A 16,289-nucleotide genomic window follows, 5' to 3' on the forward strand; every position below is an offset into this window, starting at 1 on the left:
AGGGGTGGGGTAATCGGGAAGGGGCTAGGGCTGGCGCAGATCCTGGATGGTTTTCAGCAGCCGGGCCTGAACCTCCTGCAGCTTCTGCGCGGCAAGCATCTGATCCTCATCGGGCCCGGCGTCGAGCTGTTGCTGCCGCAGGACGCCGAGATTCTTGCCCAGGAGTTCCCGCACGGCGCGCGCCTCCGGAGACAGATCGAGGCCGTTCATGATGTCGCTTTCGGTGGTCTGAAACACGTCGATGCGCTGCTGCAAAACGCGCCAGTCCTGTCCGTGTTCCCCGGCGCGACGGGCCCGCGCGATTTCCTTCATCGCGGCGTCATAGTCCCCGCGTTCCGCCTGGCTCTGCTTCTCAAACGCCGCGGTTTGAGCGCGCACATCCTCCGTGGCGGCGCGCATACGCTCAATAGCTTCGGAAAAATTATTATTCATGGTGTGAGCCTCCCGGCCGCTGGAAAGGTGAGTGATGCACGATGCCGGAACTAGCTATCGTCCGAGTCATCCCCGCCGCCCGTGGAGGACTTGCCACCCGAGCGAGGCGGGGTGCCGCCCGTGGTCTTGGAGCCACCACCCGTGGAGGAGGAGCCCGCGGGGGTTTTAGCCTTCGGCGGCTTAATCAGGCTCGCGCCCTTGCCCGCAACCTGGACCAGGACGTTCATGCGTCGGAGAATATCCGTGCACTGTGCATAGGCGTTCTGTACTCCGGTCAGGATGGCGTTTGCCTGATCCGCGAAGGCGACCGCGCTGGCGATCATGTCCAGGATCTGGCTTGTCCACTGAAAACACTTCGCTACCAGAACGGAGACCTCGCCGCCGATCACGGCCCAGCCCACGATGGGAACACCCGCCTCGGCCATGAGCCGCATCAGGGTGCGGGCGAGGTAGTCGAGTACCGACAGGATGAAGTCGCCCGCCGCGGTACAAAAATTCACCAGTTCGGCGCACAGCATCGAGGCGTTCCGGCACTGCTGGGTGAGCGGGGGGAGGAGTTCCCCAATGGTCCGCTGCGTTTCCCGGAAATCATTGGCCGCGTCGCCCTGCCAGTCCTCCCCCACATCGGAGAGCACCTGATAGACGTTTGACTCCACCATTTCCAGCGCGTCACCGGCGCGGTTCCAGGCGGTGGACGAACGGTCGAAGGCCTGCCAATCGCCCATAAATGGCTTCAGAACCCACTCGTTCAGCGGGCTGAAGTTCAATAAAATTTGGGCGATGCTATCCGCCAGACCAAAGATATTGCCGGCCTGGGAGATAAGACGCTTATCGAGGGCCTCCTGGGACACCTCGGGTGCGGAGAGTACGGCGTGCACATCGCCGGCTGGGCTAAAACTCATGCTCAGTTCCTCTGATTCTTTCCATAGGCCGCAAAGACCTGCGAACTAAAATTGAGATTGACATTCAGACCTGCCGTGAAGTGGGTATCAACGTCTACCTGATCAAATCCGATGACGTTGGACTCCGGGAGGGTCACGACGATCGGCTCGCGGTGCTCCCAGAGCGCAAGCAGCTCCTCCGGGGAGCGACCCAGGGGGTCGTTTGCCACGATGGAGTTCCAGTCGATCTGGGCGCCCTCGGGGAACCGTTCCTCGGGGTCGGGGAGGCCGGGGATGTCTGTGTCTTTATCGTCCTCGTCCTCGTTGTCTTCGCCGTCGTCTTCGCCGTCTTCGTCTTCGTCGCCGTCTTCGTCTTCGTCGCCGTCTTCGTCTTCGTCGCCGTCTTCGTCGCCGTCGTCTTCGCCGTCTTCGTCGCCGTCGTCTTCGCCGTCTTCGTCTTCGTTCTCGTCCTCGTCGCCGTCCTCGTTCTCGTCGCCGTCCTCCGAGCCGATATCGTCCTTATCCTCGGGGTCGATGCAGTTCTCGGGTACGGTCGGCACCGCAATATCCGGAATATCGAGGTCCTCGGTCAGCCCGGGGGCAGGGGGCGCGGCCTCAAACTCCGGCAGGCCCGATACCGGGGCCCCGCCGCCAAAACCGCCGCCACCGCCGCCACCAAAACCGCCGCCGCCGGTCCCACTACCGGACCCGGCCGGGCTGCAGGTCTCTGCAATTTCCTTACATATGTCGTCACACTTCTGTTCGACGCTGTCTTCGTATTCCTTCAGCTCGCGCTTAAATTCCGTGATCTCTCGGCGGCTCGTGGCGAACATGTCGTGTAGCGCATCAAAATTGTCCATGATCGCATTGCGGCAGGCCAGGTGCGGCTGGATAAAACCCGCGGTAAACAACCCGAAGCTTCCCTCAAGCACGCAGTGCCGGTTCAGATATTGATTCACCGCCATAAACTGCTCGGAGATTTCGCCCTGAAAATTGGCCGAATCATCCAGTACATCTGATGTCACAGAAAACGTCGTTGCACTCATGAACGGTCCTCCTTCTTCTTTCGACTTCCGGCACGCGAGGCGAGTGCCGCGGGGCCGCGCTCCGCGGCCTCCTCAAACTTCGGGGCGAGATAGCCGCCGCCACCGGATTTGCTGTTTTTCTTCTCGGCGGGGGCGCCACCCTGGCCGCCCATCATGCCGCCCGGGCGGGCGCCACCGGAGGAGGAGCCGCCGCTGCCCGCCGCGCCCCCCGCCTTTCCGGCCGCGGCACCCGCGGAACTCGAACCGGCCATGCCACCCGCGCCGGCACCGCCCGCACCGGCCCCGCCGGGGCCACCCGCGAGCCCGGCCCCGCCGGCACCCGCGCCGCCCAGGAGGCCACCGGCACCCGCGATCAGGCCGCCACCGGCGAGCTTGCTGCCCGCCGCCAGCCCGGCGGCCCCCATCACGCCGCCGCGCAGGCCACCCGCGAGGCCGTCAGCGGAACCCGAACCGCCGATGCCGCTCATCCCGGAGTCCACGCTCGGCCCGCGGCCGGGCTGATAGGATCCGCCACCAAACTCGGGCAGCGAACCGCCACCCGGTCGACTCTCGGGCAGCCCGGGCATCAGCCCGCCGCCCGAACCGCCGGGAACACGCCCGCCGGACCACTCGCCGCCGGGGTTATAACCGTCGCGATCTCCCGAACCGTTGCCGGAACCGTTACCGGAACCCGAGCCGGCCGGCGCGCGACCCGCGCCCGAACCGGCACCGGCACCTGCACCCGCGCCCGCGCCCGGAACCATTCCCGGCAGCACGGGCGAACCGAGGCTTCCTCCGCCGACTCCGCTGCCGGAACCCCAACCGCCGCCGGGGCCGCCGCCGAGTTTCCCCGGGCCGGGGAAATTGGGGCCGACCGCAGCGGGGCCCGGGAAGTCCAGGTCGGGGAGCGGCTTAATCGCTGCGCGCTTGGGCAGTTCGTTGGCACGGGCGCGAATCTGATTATCGATCCGATCTAGTGCCTCCTGCGCGGCCTTTGCCCGCTCACCCGCGAGATGAGCTCCCACAACAGAAAGTCCGGTCTCGGTGATCGGCCCCAGCGCGGGGATCACAATCGTCGCGCCCTCGGCGAGCGAGCGCAGCCAGCTCTGGGGTACCTCGGCACTCGGCAGCGATTTTAGCGCCCCCGCCGCCATCGCGGCGCGCTCCGCATCATCGCGTTTAATTCTCTTCCTGGCGATATCGCTCATCTGCTCCAGCGCATAGAGCTTTTGCCGCAGCTTCGGGATCGCGATTTCCCGGGCCTGATCGGCGGCCTCGCCGGTCCAGCCCGCGAGTAGTTCGGTGCTGATGCGCTCCAGGTCGGTGCGTGCCTTTTCCAGCGCGTTTTCGAGCTGGGTCAGATTGGGCGCGGTCCAGGCCGTGCCGTGGGCGTATTCGGCGAGGATTCCCTCGGCGGAACTCCGCGAAACCATTAGTGTCCTCCCTGTTCGGGGTTGTTATGGGGAAAGGTGTTGTCCGTCTCGGGTGGCAACGGCCGGGGGGCGGACGCGGCCGGGGGTGGGCCCTGCGGCGGACGTCCCGGTAGCGGCGGCTCCCCCGAAACGTGGGGCGGCAACGGGTTTTGCTGATAGCCGCCCTGCTGCGGCATCTGCTGATACGGTGCCGTGACCGGCGCGAGCGAGCCAGCGGCCCGGCGGCGCGAACGCGCACGCAGGATCAACACCAAAGCCACCACAATCCCCGCCAGCACAACCACGCCCAGGGCAATACCCATCAGCACAAACGGGGCAGCCAGGTTTTCGCCGCCATTATTTTCCTCGGGCTCGGCACTGGGCAGGATCCCCGCATCGGCATCCCTGACCGCCTGCACGTCCGCGGGCGACGGAATATCCGCCCATTTACAGCGCTCCAGGCCGTCCCCCGAGTGCACATCAAAAAGACCGCCCTCGCAGCGGGGATCCTCCGCACTGGTCACAAACAGCGGATTCTCATCCGGATAAGACAACGGATCCGAATCCAACATCATCCGCAACGACATCACACCATAGCCATAGTCACGATCATGAGAAAGCTCCGCATGGCTCCCGGCATCCGTGGTCCGAATCAGCGACTGAATCACCTGAAACATCGACGCCTCCGGATGCGCCTGTTTCGTCAACGCCAAGGCTCCGGCAACCAACGGCGTCGCCAAAGACGTCCCCTCACCAATCTCCGGGTCCCAACTCAACTGACTCGTGGTCAACAACCCCACACCCGGAGCCACCACCGCCATATTCCGCAGCGGGGTCGGCGTCCAGCCCTGCTTTTCCCCAATAATCTCGGCATCCGAATCCACCGCACCCACAGCCACAGAGCCATTGGCCGCAGCCGGATAACGTCCCACATCTGGGGGAGTCTGGGGATTCAAGGTGCCCGCAACCACAGCAATGCCCTTATTAAAGGCTCTCGCCAGCACCTCCCGAGTACTTCCAAGACCGTCCAGTTGAGAGATAGAGATCGCATCGGCACCGTCATCCACCGCACGTCGTAGCGCACTGGATAGGGCTATTTCCTGTTCCCCCGTTTTTTCGTTATCCACAAAACAACGTTCATATCCTTGCGGCTCATCCGGACCAGTGGCATAAAACACGATTTCAGCATCCGGAACAATACCCACCGTGCCCTGACCACCATCCGCGGCCACACCGCTGCCCACCAGCATCGCAACCACGGACGTGCCATGACTCGCCATTTTCGGATCGGTGGTATCCGCCGGATACGGCGAACCCGTCTTCGGATCAACACACACACTCGCACCGATACGAATATTCGCCCCCGCCAGCTCGGGAGCAGAAAGATTAATCCCGGTATCCACCACCGCGATCTTCATCCCCCGGCCAGTCAGCCCACGCTCGCGCGCGGCATCAATGCCCAGCGCATCCAAATACCATAGACCCGCCTCACGCTCCTGCGCCGAGGGCACACCCCGCGGCACCGCCTGCACCGGCACCGCCACGGACAGCGCACCCAGCATCGCCGCGGCACCCGCCGCGATCACACCACGACGCACAGCAACCCCCATACCCAACATCAGAACGTCCGTTTCGGCTCATCGGAACCCACACCGGAGGCGGCCGGGGCCTGCGCCACCGGCTGGGCCTGCGGCAGGTCAACATCCTCAAAATTGGCCAGGAGCGAGTTCAGGTGCTCAAGATTGGATTCATCGGCAACCTGAAGCTGGTTGATCGTGGCCTCGGCGGCGGTCGAGAACTCCGCAAGTTCGCGCGTGGCCTTTTCGACTTCTGTCGCAAGAAAGTCCAGGGTTCCTTCCATCGAATCTCGATAAACCTGAGCAGTCCCTACACGAACACCGTAGTGCTGGCGAATCTCGCCCGTGGAGGGGATCACCTCGGCGACCTGGGCGGTTTTGCGGGCGAGTGCGCGCGATTCGTCCCGGTAGCCGATCTTTTTCTTGGCAGTCACTGGTGCTCTCCTTGGATAGGGGGTTGTTGAGGGGTGAAATCTTGGGGGTTCGCGGGCGGGCGGGGACCCGGCGCGGCCGGTGGTCCCGCCGCGACCCAGGGCGGATAGCCCGGGCCGGGCGCACCCGCGGGTGGATAACCCGGCGGCGGCACGGCGGGCGGGGCGGCGGGCCGATCCGCGGGCGGATAGCCTCCCGCGGGTGGCTGCGCGCGGGCCGCGGACGGCGGCTGGTGAGCGGCGCCCGGTTGCGCGGACGCGGGTATTCCGGGCACGGGTGCCGGCGGATACGATGCCGCGACCGGCGCGGCGGCCCGGCGGCGCGAACGCGCACGCAGGATCAACACCAGCGCCACCACAATCCCCGCCAGCACAACCACGCCCGGGGCAATACCCATCAGCACAAACGGGGCAGCCACATCTTCGCCGCCGTTATTTTCCTCGGGCTCGGCACTGGGCACGATCCCTGCATCGGCATCCCTAACCGCCTGCACATCCGCCGGCGACGGAATATCCGCCCATACGCAACGTTCCAGGCCGTCCCCCGAGTGCACATCAAAGAGCCCGCCCTCACAACGGGGATCCTCCGCACTGGTCACAAACAGCGGGTTTTCGTCCGGATAGGACAGCGGATCCGAATCCAACATCGTCCGTAACGACATCACACCATAGCCATAATCACGATCATGAGAAAGCTCCGCATGGCTCCCGGCATCGGTGGTCCGAATCAGCGACTGAATCACCTGAAACATCGACGCCTCCGGATGCGCCTGCTTCGTCAACGCCAAAGCCCCCGCCACCAACGGCGTCGCCAAAGACGTCCCCTCACCAATCTCCGGATCCCAACTCAACTGACTCGTGGTCAATAACCCCACACCCGGAGCCATCACAGCCATATTCCGCAACGGGGTCGGGGTCAAGCCTGTCTTTTTTCCAATAATCTCGGCATCGGAATCCACCGCCCCCACAGCCACCGAACCATTCGCCGCTGCGGGGAATCTCCCTGCATCGGGCGGAGTCTGAGGATTCATTGTCCCGGCAACCACGGCAATACCCTTTACCGCGGCTCTCGCCAGCACTTCCTTAGTATTGCTATGTCCATCACCCTGTGACACTGAAATCACATCGGCCCCATCATCCACAGCCTGACGAATCGCATTCATCATCGACGGCTCGCGAACATCGTTCTTGGCATCATCCACAAAACAACGCTCATATCCCTGCGGCTCGCCCGGTCCAGTGGCATAAAACACGATCTCCGCATCCGGAACAATACCCACCGTGCCCTGACCACCATCCGCGGCCACACCACTACCCACCAACATCGCCACCACAGACGTGCCATGACTCGCCATATTCGGGTCCGTGGTATCCGCCGGATACGGCGAACCCGTCTTCGGATCAACACACACACTCGCACCAATACGAATATTCGCACCCGCCAGCTCCGGAGCAGAAAGATTAATTGCGGTATCCACCACCGCGATCTTCATCCCCTGACCGGTTAGACCTCGTTCGCGCGCGGCATCAATACCCAACGCATCCAAATACCACAGCCCCGCCTCACGCTCCTGCGCCGAGGGCACACCCCGCGGCACCGCCTGCACCGGCACCTCCACGGCCAGCGCCCCCAGCATCACCGCGGCGAGCGCTCCGGCGCGCACGGGCAGCCCGGCCCCGCGGCGAGCGCCCGGGTCGCCAGCCGTCCCCGCGACACTGCGGGTACGGGCGCGGAAACCGCGCGATAAGACGTTAAACACTGGGGTCCTTCACCTGAAATTGGGCACACGCAGTGCACCCTCAAAACCTGGGAGGCCGGGTATCCGCGATCATAGGATCGCGGATACCCGACCGGTTACCGTTAGAGCGCGAAGCGTCCGGCGGCGTTCTTATCGGTCTGGGTATATCCCTGAGCGATCTGCTCGGTGCTGGTGGAGATACGCTCCAGCAGCTCCTGCATCTGCGAAAGCGACGCGTTCCAGCGGCGCTGTGCCTCGTCATAGGCGTTCTGTGCCTCACCGCTCCACGATGAGCGCAGGCGACCGATCTCGGATTCGAGACCATCGAGCTCGGCACGAATATTACGGGCACCGCCACGGATCTCCTGCGAGAGTGCGCTTACCTGTGCGGACTGAACCGACATTGACTGCATCATAAAATGACTCCTTAGTTGTGGTGATCGGACCCGTGCGCCTAGGCGCCGGACATCATCGCGCCGAGGCCGGAAATGGCCTGCTGGTGATCCTGCTCGCTGCGAGCCTGATCGCGCTCGGTTCCGGCCAGGGCGTCCTCCAGGGTGATCAGCACGTCGTTAAGCTTGCGTGCCTCCTCGTCCCAGCGGTTCATCATGCCGGTGAATGCGGTGGCCGCCCCACCGGTCCAGAAACCACGGAGCTGTTCAATCTCGCCCCGCACCTTCTTCACGTGCTGGTCGATGCCGGCCTTGGTCGTGTTGACTGCCTGCGCACCGCGGCGCAGGGCTCCTTCTTCTGCGGAGATGACGTTTGCCAACTCTGCCTCCTTTGCTAGTTTTTTCCGTGGATGGCCGTGGCCTGAGCAGAATTGCCCCGTCGATGCGTCGCGTGATGCGTCACTTAGCCCCATAAAACGAACAAACCATCGCGCGTAAACCTATTCTCTAAGTGGCACGTTGACGAGGCCCCTGTCACCGAAAGAACGTTGTCGTTTCGCACAGGCCTCTCCGCAAGCTCATCAAGGGGGACCCACGTGGCGCAGAATATGACTCAGGACGCGGATACGATCATTCGTGTATCCGTGGTCCATGCCGACCGCAGAATCGACCTGGCCGTGCCCGGGCAGCTGCCGTTAATCGAATTAATACCGGGCATGGCCCGCAGCCTCGGGGTGCTGGATCCCACGCTTGTCCACGGCGGTTATGGGCTGATCCGCGCCAATGGTCGGCCGCTCAGCCCCACGGGCGGGGCGCTCGCCCAGGGCATCACCCCCGGCGAGGTCCTCACGCTGATGCGCGGTGAGCTTGTCGCCACCAGCAAGGTTTATGACGATGTGGTGGAGGCCGTGATCGACGCCAGCGCCGATCAGCACGGCGTCTGGCGTCCCGAGGATGCCGCGCGCACCGCGACCGCCGTGAGCCTGACCCTGCTCGCGCTCTGCGCCCTCGTGCTCACCACGCAGGGCCCCGGCAACCTGATCACCGCGCTGATCGCCGCGGCCGGCACCGCCGTGCTGCTCACCCTCACCGCGACGCTGGGCCGCCTCGGCCAGCAGGGAGCGGGCATCGCCTTTGGGATTTCCGCCTCGGTATTTGCCGGGCTCACCGGCTATCTGCTGGTGCCCGCGGGGGATCTCTGGGGGTGGCCGCTGGCCGCCGCCGGGCTCGGCGCGGTACTCGGGGGTGCACTCGCGATGCTTATCGCCGTGCGCCCGATCGAATATCTCGTGGCCCCGATGACCCTGGGCCTGGCGCTGGGCATCCCCGCCGCGGTGCATGCCGCCTTTGACGCGCCCGCCGCCGCGAGCTTTGCCGTGGCCGTGGCCGCCTGCGGGGCCCTCGCCGGAAGCCTGCCCTGGCTGGCCCTCGCCAGCACCCGGATCACCGTGCTCTCGCCGCAGAGCGAGCAGGAAATGTTTGATACCCCCGAACCCATTAACGCCGAGCGCGTGGCCGAACGCATCCGTTCCGGCCAGCGCCTGCTGATCGCGCTGCGCCTCGCGCTGGGGCTCACGATCCTCGCCGCGATTCCGCTCGTGGCCGCGGAGTCCTGGGCCGGGGCGATCCTCAGCGTGCTGTGCGGGGCCGTGCTGATGTTCCAGTCCCGGCAATCGGGCGCGCGCGGTTCGGTGCTCGCGCTGCTGACCTGCGGCACCGCAATCGTGGGCGCCGCGGGGCTGGTCACGCTGCTGGCCCATCCCGAACAGACCACGCTGCTGCTGATCGTGCTGATCACGGCCACCGCGCTCGTGGTGGGCCTCACCCTGCTCAGCGATCGGGTCCGCCTGCGGCTGAGCACGCTGGCCGATACCGTGGAGATCATCCTGCTCACGCTGCTGCTGCCGCTGGGTGTTATCGCGGCCGGGATCGCCTAATCATGGCGACCAAAAAAGACCTGACCGAGGCCCAGGGTTTCAGCCGCCGCCGGCTGCTCTCGGCCTTCACCGGCGGGGCCCCGGGCGGCAAGGAGCTGGAACCGGCCAAGCCGCTGCGCGCGGTCATCGCGGGCGTGGCCCTCTCGGCCATGGTGGTGCTGGGCGGGCTGTTTTTTGGCCTGATCAGCCCGGGCCTGCCCGATGGGTGGGAAAATAACCGCCTGATCGTGGCCAAGGACACCGGGGCCCGCTATCTCTCCGTGGACGGCACCCTGCATCCCGTGATCAATACCGTCAGTGCGCGGCTGCTGATCCCCGCCAATGAGTTCTCCGTGGTCACCGTCTCGCAGGGCTCCCTCTCCGGCGTTCCAATCGGCGAGACCATCGGAATCCTCGGCGGCCCGGATGCGCTGCCCTCCTCGGCGGCACTCGAGGACGGGGCCTGGGAGGCCTGCGTAGCCGACCGCTCCACGCAGCTGCGCATCGGCGGGAAAAATCCGCGCCCGGCCGCGAGCGACCGCGGGCTCGTGGTGACCCGCGAGGAGGATATTTTTGTTATTTCCGGCGGGCACCGCTTTGCCGTGGACCCCGCGCAGAGCGCCGCGGTGCTGCGCGCCGTGGGCCTGGACGCCCAGCGGCCCGTGCCCGTGACCGGCGACTGGCTGAACCTCTTTGAGCCCGGAACCGATCTGGCCCCCCTGAACCTGGACGGCGCCGGATCGGCCGTGCCCGGGATCAACCTGCCCGCGGGCAGCGTGATTCACCCCGTGGGCAGCCCCGAGGAGGAACGCTATCTGCTGCGCGCCGATGGTTCCCTCGCGCCGCTGGGCCCCGTGGCCTATCGCCTGTTCCTGCTGGGTAATGCCGGGAGCCTGGGCGAGGCCGTGGCCCGCCCGCCCGCCGACCTGGCCGCGCTGCGCAATGCCGAGGCCGCGGGCGGCAGCGACTGGCCCACCCGGCTGCTCACCCCGCTTGCCGAGGCCGAACGCACGCTGCCGTGCGCGACCCTCGGCGAGGGCACTATCCGCGGCACGATGCTCGCGGAATCCACGATCCGCACCCAGAGCGGCAGCGAGGAGCGCGTGGTAAATACCGTCAGCGTGGCGCGCGGCGGCGGCGCGCTTGTGCGCGGCGGCACCGCGGGCTCGGTCACGGTGATCGACTCCACCGGAATCGCCTATGCCGTCCCGGGAGCCACCGAGGATGTGGTGATCCAGCTGGGCTATACCTCAGAGGATATTAGTGTGGTGCCGGCCCCGTGGCTGCGGCTGATCCCCTCCGGTCCCGAGCTCACCGCGGTCGCGGCCGCAAGCACCCCGGCGGCCGCGGGATGACCCGCCTGCCGCGGCGCCTGCTCGGCGTGGTGGGGGCCTCCGCGCTGCTGGGCGCGGGACTCGTCCTGAACCCGCTGCCGCCGGCCCTGGGTGCCGCACGCGCGGCGGATGACTGCACGCCCGGGATTATCGGGCGCATTCCCGGGCCTCCCGCGGCCTTTGACCTGCTTGAGGCCGATCCGATGGAGCCCGGCCCGCGCGGAAGCGGCGTGATCGTCGCGGTGGTGGATTCCGGGATTGATATCACCCGGCCCCAGCTGGCCGAGGCCGTGATCGGCGGCGTCTCGCTGATCAACGACGGCGAACGACCCGATGGTTTTGGCGATCCCAACGGGCACGGAACGGCCATCGCCGGGATTATCGGGGCGCGCGCCGCCGCCGGGTCCGGCGTGGTGGGGCTCGCCCCCGAGGCACAGCTGCTTTCGGTGCGGGTCTTCCGCGGCAGCGATGAGCAGAGCCAAAAGGACGGCGTTGGGCCCGATGCCGTGCGCATCGCCGAGGGCATCCGCTATGCCACGGCCCACGGTGCGCGCGTGATCACGGTGGCGATGAGTGACGATGTGGAGACCGCCGAGCTGCGCTCCGCCGTGGAGGAGGCCACCGCGGCCGGGGCCCTCGTGGTGGCCAGCGCGGGAAACCGGGCCACCACCACCAATCAGATCGACAGCACCCGCTATCCGGCGGCATATCCGGGGGTGCTCAGCGTGACCGCTGTAAACGCGATTGGGCTGCCCACCACCGATTCGATTCACGGCGATCATATCGACGTGGCCGCGCCGGGGCAGGACGTGCTGACCACGGCCACCGGCGCCGGGGACTGCCGCTATGCGGTGGAGGCCCCGTCCACGAGTTTCGCGACCGGCTATGCGGCGGCCGCCGCGGCACTGATCGTGGAGGAACACCCCGGGGAGACCCCCGAGCAGTGGGCGTATCGGCTTAAGGCCACCGCCGACCGGCCCCAGGCCGACCGCTCCGATACCGAGCGCGGCTGGGGCATGATCCGACCGTTTGATGCGATTGCGCTGCTGCCCGCGAGCGATACCCGCGGCCCGGCGAGCCCGTTTATGGAAAACGCCGGGAGCGCGATCATCCCGCCCGCGGTGCACCTCACGGTGGGCGATACGCCGCGGCCGCGCGAGGCAGCAACCACGATCGCGGTGATCGGCGGTTCCGCGCTGCTCGCGGTACTCACCATGCTGGGGCTCGGCACGCGCATCCTGCGCCGCCGCCGCGAGGCCGCGGCGGCGCGCTAGGACGCGGCGCGCGGGCTAGCTGAGGAACGCGATAACGATCCCGGCCAGCCCCGCGGCGCACAGCAGCACGGTGCCCGCGAAACCCGCGAGGGTGAGCACCCGGAAGCGGTCATCGCGCGCCCGCGCCGAGACGGGACCCGCACCCGCGCGCGGCGGGGGCGGCGGCACCGGGGAGGGAGCGCTTCCCACGCCGGGGCCGAGGATGCGGCGCGCGGCGGCAGGCTCCGCGCGGGCCGCGGTCCCGGCATCCGTATCGGGCGCGCGCTGAAACGGCGAGCGCGCGGGCGGCGGGCCCACCGGGGCCGGATGGGCCGCGGGCAGCGCGGGGGTGGCCGGTTGCACGGTATAGCTCGGGGAGGGTGCGGCCGCGGACGCGGTCGGGGCGGGTGCGGAGGCCGATGCCACGGGGGTCGGTTCGGGGTCCGTTTCGGGGTTGGGCTCGGGGATGGACTTGGGAACGGGCTCGGACTCGGACTCGGGAACAGGGTCCGTTTCGGACTCGGGAACAAGGTCCGTTTCGGGCTCGGACTTGGGAACAGACGCGGGCTCGTGCTCGGATTTGGGCGCCGAACCGTTCGGCCCGGCTGAAGCCGGGGCGGGATCGGCGCCGCCCGCGGGTGAGGCGCCGGCCTCGGCGGGTCCCGGGGATTCCGGGCCCGGGGTGGGCTGCGCGGCCGACGCGGACCCTGCCGGTATCTCGCCCGGGGTCTCCCCCGGCGTCGATCCGGCAGCCTCCCGCGGGATAAACACGGTCGCCTCGCCCGGCTCCTCCCCGTCCGGCGGCGAGACGGGCAGGGGGGTCTTCTTGCCCGCGGCGGCACGGCGCGAGATGAAGACCGTGGCCTCCCCGGCCTCGGCCTCCTCTTTCGACTCGTCCGACATCACCGGGGCGCGATCCGCGGCGGGCGCATCGCGCGTCGCGACGTCCCGCGGGACAAAAACGGTGGCCTCCTCGGCGGGCTCCTCGCCCTCTTCGGTTATCCGCTCCGCGGGAGCACCGGCGGTTCCGCGGCTCGGGATAAACACCGTCGCCTCCCCCTGCTCATCGGACGGGGCCTGGGGGACTGCGGCGGGCGCGGGGGCCTCGATGTCCCGGCGCGGGATAAACACCGTCGCCTCTCCCCCGCCGTCCTCCTCCGAACCGACCTCTTCCGCGGACTCCCCGGACGCGATGTTTGGCCCGGCCTCGCCCGCGGCACCACGACGCGCCACAAAGACCGTGGCCTCCTCGGGTTCACCGTCGTTCTCAGCGGAAACGGGAACCGCGACGGGTACCGCCGCCTCCGCGCGCATCCGCGGGACAAACACGGTCGCCTCATCCGAACCGGCCTCATCCACGGGCTCCCCGGAAGCAACATCTGGCACGGCCTCGTCAACGGTGGCTCCACGGCGCGCCACAAAGACCGTCGCCTCCTCGGGCTCCGCATCTTCCACCTCCGCGGCAGCAGAAACCTCGACGGACGCCGAGCCCTCCGCGCGCATCCGCGGCACAAAAACGGTCGCCTCATCCATACCGGACTCTTCCGCGGATTCTGCCGAGGCAGCGCCCGGCACGGCCTCGTCAACGGCACCACCGCGACGCGCCACAAAGACCGTCGCCTCCTCGGGCTCCGCATCTTCCATCTCCGCGGCAGCAGAAACCTCGACGGATGCCGAGCCCTCCGCGCGCATCCGCGGGACAAACACTGTCGCTTCCTCCGAACCGGCCTCATCCACGGGCTCCCCGGAGGCGACGTCTGGCACGGCCTCGCCGGTGGCATCATCGCGACGCGCGAGAAAGACCGTCGCCTCCTCGGGCTCCGCATCTTCTCTCTGCGCACCAGTGGGCATCTCGACGGACACCGCCGCGGCACTCATCCGCGGGACAAAAACGGTCACCTCATCCACATCAGACTCATCCACGGATTCTGCCGAGGCAGCGCCCGGCACCGCCTCGTCAACGGCATCACCACGACGCGCCACAAAGACCGTCGCCTCCTCGGGCTCCGCATCTTCCGCCTCCGCCGCAGCAGAAGCCTCGACGGACACCGCCGCCTCCGCGCGCATCCGCTGGACAAACACTGTCGCCTCATCCGCACCGGACTCATCCCCGGATTCTGCCGAGGCAGCGCCCGGCACCGCCTCGTCAACGGCACCACCGCGGCGCGCCACAAAGACCGTCGCCTCCTCGGGCTCCGCAGCCTCCGCGGAGGCGGGAACCGCGGCGGACGCCGATTCCTGCTCCCCCGCGGATACGCCCCGGGAGCGACGCGATCCCGGCGCGCTGCCCGCTCCGGCGTCTGCGCCGTCTCCGCCGTCTGCGGTCGCGGGGATCCCCGCGGTCCCCTCCGTCTCCCTGACCGCCCGCGCGCGCTCGCGTGCCGCGCGGCGCGAGGATTCCCCGGACCCGGACTCCCCCGGCGTGGCCTCGTCCCGGTTAGTCATCGGTCCTCCGTACCTCCGCGGTCGCCGTGACCGAGTGCTCCCAGCCCGAGGCGGTACCCCCGGAGGTATTCTCGCGGCGCATGGGCGCGCCCTCGCGCGCATGCACATCCACCACGATGGCCGAAATATTATCCCGACCCCCCGCCTCATTGGCGAGCCGCACCAGCTCCGATACCGCCGAGCGCGGCCGCCCCGACATCGTCAGGACCGCGCGAATACGCTCCTCCGTGAGCTCATCGTGCAGGCCATCCGTGCAGATCAAAAAGCGCACCCCCGGCACCAGCGGCAGCAGCCAGGAATCCGGCACGCTCTCCTCCGAACCAATCGCCCGGGTGATGATATTGCGCGCCGGAAGGCTCGGGGAATCCCCGGTCACCCCGCGCGCGATCATCTCCGCACGCAGCGAATGATCCGCGGTCAGCTGCACCAGCTCGCTGCCCACATGCTGATATACCCGCGAATCCCCCACGTTTAACAGTAGCCAGTTCAGCCGCTCCTCGTGCCGAATCAGGATCAGCCCCGAAACCGTGCTCCCCGCGCCGCGCGGCGTATCCGCGGCCACGCCACGCACCTCGCGCCGGGCGTCCTCAAGCGCCGCCCATACCTGATCCAGCGTGGCCGGCGCCGATTCCGGCAAACCCGCCAAAAACGCCTCGGTCACCGCTCGGCTCGCGCGATCCCCCGCATCGTAGCCGCCCATCCCATCGGCCACCAAAAAATACGGACCGCCCACCGCGATCGAATCCTCGTTCCGGGTGCGCGTGCGCCCGGCATCGCTCAGCGCCGCGGCCTCGCAGGACACCCGCTCCGAGAGCACACTCTCCCCGCTCCACGGCACCGCGGCGGCACTCAACGCGCCGCCCCGTCCGCCGGCGCATCGGCTATCCGCTCGATGCGCATACACACGGTCCCGATCAGCATGCTGCCCAGCACCGGCGTCTCAATATGCGGCTCGATCGGCACCTCCGTGCCGTCGTCGGCACAGAGCAGCACACCATTGGTCGCGCCCAGATCGGTGATCAGCCAGGAGTCCTCCACAAACCGCAGCCGGGCATGGGTCTTGGAGATGGTGCGGCTGGGATCGGGAATGATCAGCGCCTCGGTCCCGGCCAGCGCGCGCGGCTTGCGGCCCAGGATCAGGTCCTCCGCGGGCAGCTCCAGCGCCGCGCCCTCCTCCGGCACCAGCCGCCAGCGCGGCGGCGGGGTGCGATCCACAAAGACGGTGGCATCGTCCTCCTCGGTCCCCGCCGACAGCGGCGCGATCATCACCGTGCCCTCCTCGGGAGCCACCCCGCCCTCGCCCGGATCCACATAGGTGGGCAGGGGCGGCGCGGCCCTCCAATAGGAGTTTTCCAGCACGGCCGGACCGGAAATCTCCCAGTCGTTTTCGGCGGGGGGCGGCGGGGGTGGGACCATCGCGCCCGGAGTCTGTCCGGGATATGTGTTTTTCAC

The 16,289-nt window shown here is 67.7% G+C and carries 15 protein-coding genes; 3 read left to right on the forward strand and 12 right to left on the reverse strand.

The window, feature by feature from the left end; all coding sequences use genetic code 11:
• Nucleotides 1-24: 24 nt before the first annotated feature.
• The 9 genes from KXZ72_RS06950 to KXZ72_RS06990 all read right to left on the reverse strand — a co-directional run bounded on the left by KXZ72_RS06950 (nucleotide 25) and on the right by KXZ72_RS06990 (nucleotide 8,269).
• Complete coding sequence (locus tag KXZ72_RS06950; RefSeq protein WP_226083276.1) at nucleotides 25-432, reverse strand: hypothetical protein; 408 nt, start codon at nucleotides 430-432, stop codon at nucleotides 25-27.
• 50 nt (nucleotides 433-482) lie between these two features.
• Nucleotides 483-1,334 (reverse strand): hypothetical protein, encoded by an 852-nt coding sequence (locus tag KXZ72_RS06955; RefSeq protein ID WP_226083277.1) that lies wholly within the window; start codon nucleotides 1,332-1,334, stop codon nucleotides 483-485.
• Between the two features lie 2 nt (nucleotides 1,335-1,336).
• Nucleotides 1,337-2,359, reverse strand: coding sequence for a hypothetical protein (locus KXZ72_RS06960; protein ID WP_226083279.1), 1,023 nt, complete (start codon nucleotides 2,357-2,359; stop codon nucleotides 1,337-1,339).
• Entirely contained in the window at nucleotides 2,356-3,771 is a 1,416-nt protein-coding gene (locus KXZ72_RS06965; protein ID WP_226083281.1) for a hypothetical protein, read from the reverse strand. Before KXZ72_RS06965 ends, KXZ72_RS06960 begins: the two co-directional genes overlap by 4 nt.
• The gene (locus KXZ72_RS06970) at nucleotides 3,771-5,369 is read right to left on the reverse strand and encodes a S8 family peptidase (RefSeq protein ID WP_226083288.1); all 1,599 of its coding nucleotides are present in this window, start codon (nucleotides 5,367-5,369) and stop codon (nucleotides 3,771-3,773) included. The genes KXZ72_RS06965 and KXZ72_RS06970 overlap by 1 nt, the downstream gene beginning before the upstream one ends.
• Nucleotides 5,369-5,761, reverse strand: coding sequence for a hypothetical protein (locus tag KXZ72_RS06975; protein WP_226083289.1), 393 nt, complete (start codon nucleotides 5,759-5,761; stop codon nucleotides 5,369-5,371). The genes KXZ72_RS06970 and KXZ72_RS06975 overlap by 1 nt, the downstream gene beginning before the upstream one ends.
• Nucleotides 5,758-7,422, reverse strand: a complete 1,665-nt coding sequence (locus tag KXZ72_RS06980; RefSeq protein ID WP_226083290.1) for a S8 family peptidase — start codon at nucleotides 7,420-7,422, stop codon at nucleotides 5,758-5,760. The genes KXZ72_RS06975 and KXZ72_RS06980 overlap by 4 nt, the downstream gene beginning before the upstream one ends.
• Nucleotides 7,423-7,619: 197 nt before the next feature.
• Complete coding sequence (locus tag KXZ72_RS06985; protein ID WP_264159486.1) at nucleotides 7,620-7,901, reverse strand: WXG100 family type VII secretion target; 282 nt, start codon at nucleotides 7,899-7,901, stop codon at nucleotides 7,620-7,622.
• A gap of 50 nt (nucleotides 7,902-7,951) precedes the next feature.
• Nucleotides 7,952-8,269: a WXG100 family type VII secretion target gene (locus KXZ72_RS06990; protein ID WP_226083292.1), complete on the reverse strand. Its 318-nt coding sequence runs from the start codon at nucleotides 8,267-8,269 to the stop codon at nucleotides 7,952-7,954.
• 228 nt (nucleotides 8,270-8,497) lie between these two features.
• Here KXZ72_RS06990 and eccD point away from each other — a divergent pair, with 228 nt between their 5' ends.
• From eccD to KXZ72_RS07005, 3 genes are read left to right on the forward strand one after another with little or no spacing between them, the layout of a single operon-like run.
• Nucleotides 8,498-9,826, forward strand: a complete 1,329-nt coding sequence (gene eccD, locus KXZ72_RS06995; protein ID WP_226083293.1) for a type VII secretion integral membrane protein EccD — start codon at nucleotides 8,498-8,500, stop codon at nucleotides 9,824-9,826.
• 2 nt (nucleotides 9,827-9,828) lie between these two features.
• On the forward strand, nucleotides 9,829-11,160 hold the full coding sequence (gene eccB, locus KXZ72_RS07000; protein ID WP_226083294.1) for a type VII secretion protein EccB: 1,332 nt from the start codon (nucleotides 9,829-9,831) through the stop codon (nucleotides 11,158-11,160).
• Nucleotides 11,157-12,413 (forward strand): S8 family serine peptidase, encoded by a 1,257-nt coding sequence (locus tag KXZ72_RS07005; protein ID WP_226083295.1) that lies wholly within the window; start codon nucleotides 11,157-11,159, stop codon nucleotides 12,411-12,413. Before eccB ends, KXZ72_RS07005 begins: the two co-directional genes overlap by 4 nt.
• Before the next feature lie 15 nt (nucleotides 12,414-12,428).
• Here the strand turns inward: KXZ72_RS07005 and KXZ72_RS07010 are convergent, their stop codons facing one another.
• Genes KXZ72_RS07010 through KXZ72_RS07020 form a run of 3 tightly spaced genes read right to left on the reverse strand, consistent with a single transcriptional unit; the run spans nucleotide 12,429 to nucleotide 16,289 of the window.
• Complete coding sequence (locus KXZ72_RS07010; protein WP_226083297.1) at nucleotides 12,429-14,837, reverse strand: hypothetical protein; 2,409 nt, start codon at nucleotides 14,835-14,837, stop codon at nucleotides 12,429-12,431.
• Complete coding sequence (locus KXZ72_RS07015; RefSeq protein WP_226083304.1) at nucleotides 14,830-15,690, reverse strand: PP2C family protein-serine/threonine phosphatase; 861 nt, start codon at nucleotides 15,688-15,690, stop codon at nucleotides 14,830-14,832. The genes KXZ72_RS07010 and KXZ72_RS07015 overlap by 8 nt, the downstream gene beginning before the upstream one ends.
• Complete coding sequence (locus KXZ72_RS07020; protein WP_226083306.1) at nucleotides 15,687-16,289, reverse strand: FHA domain-containing protein; 603 nt, start codon at nucleotides 16,287-16,289, stop codon at nucleotides 15,687-15,689. Before KXZ72_RS07020 ends, KXZ72_RS07015 begins: the two co-directional genes overlap by 4 nt.

The sequence above is a fragment of the Mycetocola spongiae genome, assembly GCF_020424085.1.
Classification (GTDB): domain Bacteria; phylum Actinomycetota; class Actinomycetes; order Actinomycetales; family Microbacteriaceae; genus Mycetocola; species Mycetocola spongiae.

What these genes read in the sequence shown, in the direction of transcription:
- KXZ72_RS06950 (WP_226083276.1), bottom strand. Translation starts at nt 432, where the DNA reads ATGAATAATAATTTTTCCGAAGCTATTGAGCGTATGCGCGCCGCCACG.
- KXZ72_RS06955 (WP_226083277.1), bottom strand. Translation starts at nt 1,334, where the DNA reads ATGAGTTTTAGCCCAGCCGGCGATGTGCACGCCGTACTCTCCGCACCC.
- KXZ72_RS06960 (WP_226083279.1), bottom strand. Translation starts at nt 2,359, where the DNA reads ATGAGTGCAACGACGTTTTCTGTGACATCAGATGTACTGGATGATTCG.
- KXZ72_RS06965 (WP_226083281.1), bottom strand. Translation starts at nt 3,771, where the DNA reads ATGGTTTCGCGGAGTTCCGCCGAGGGAATCCTCGCCGAATACGCCCAC.
- KXZ72_RS06970 (WP_226083288.1), bottom strand. Translation starts at nt 5,369, where the DNA reads ATGTTGGGTATGGGGGTTGCTGTGCGTCGTGGTGTGATCGCGGCGGGT.
- KXZ72_RS06985 (WP_264159486.1), bottom strand. Translation starts at nt 7,901, where the DNA reads ATGTCGGTTCAGTCCGCACAGGTAAGCGCACTCTCGCAGGAGATCCGT.
- eccD (WP_226083293.1), top strand. Translation starts at nt 8,498, where the DNA reads ATGACTCAGGACGCGGATACGATCATTCGTGTATCCGTGGTCCATGCC.
- eccB (WP_226083294.1), top strand. Translation starts at nt 9,829, where the DNA reads ATGGCGACCAAAAAAGACCTGACCGAGGCCCAGGGTTTCAGCCGCCGC.
- KXZ72_RS07005 (WP_226083295.1), top strand. Translation starts at nt 11,157, where the DNA reads ATGACCCGCCTGCCGCGGCGCCTGCTCGGCGTGGTGGGGGCCTCCGCG.
- KXZ72_RS07010 (WP_226083297.1), bottom strand. Translation starts at nt 14,837, where the DNA reads ATGACTAACCGGGACGAGGCCACGCCGGGGGAGTCCGGGTCCGGGGAA.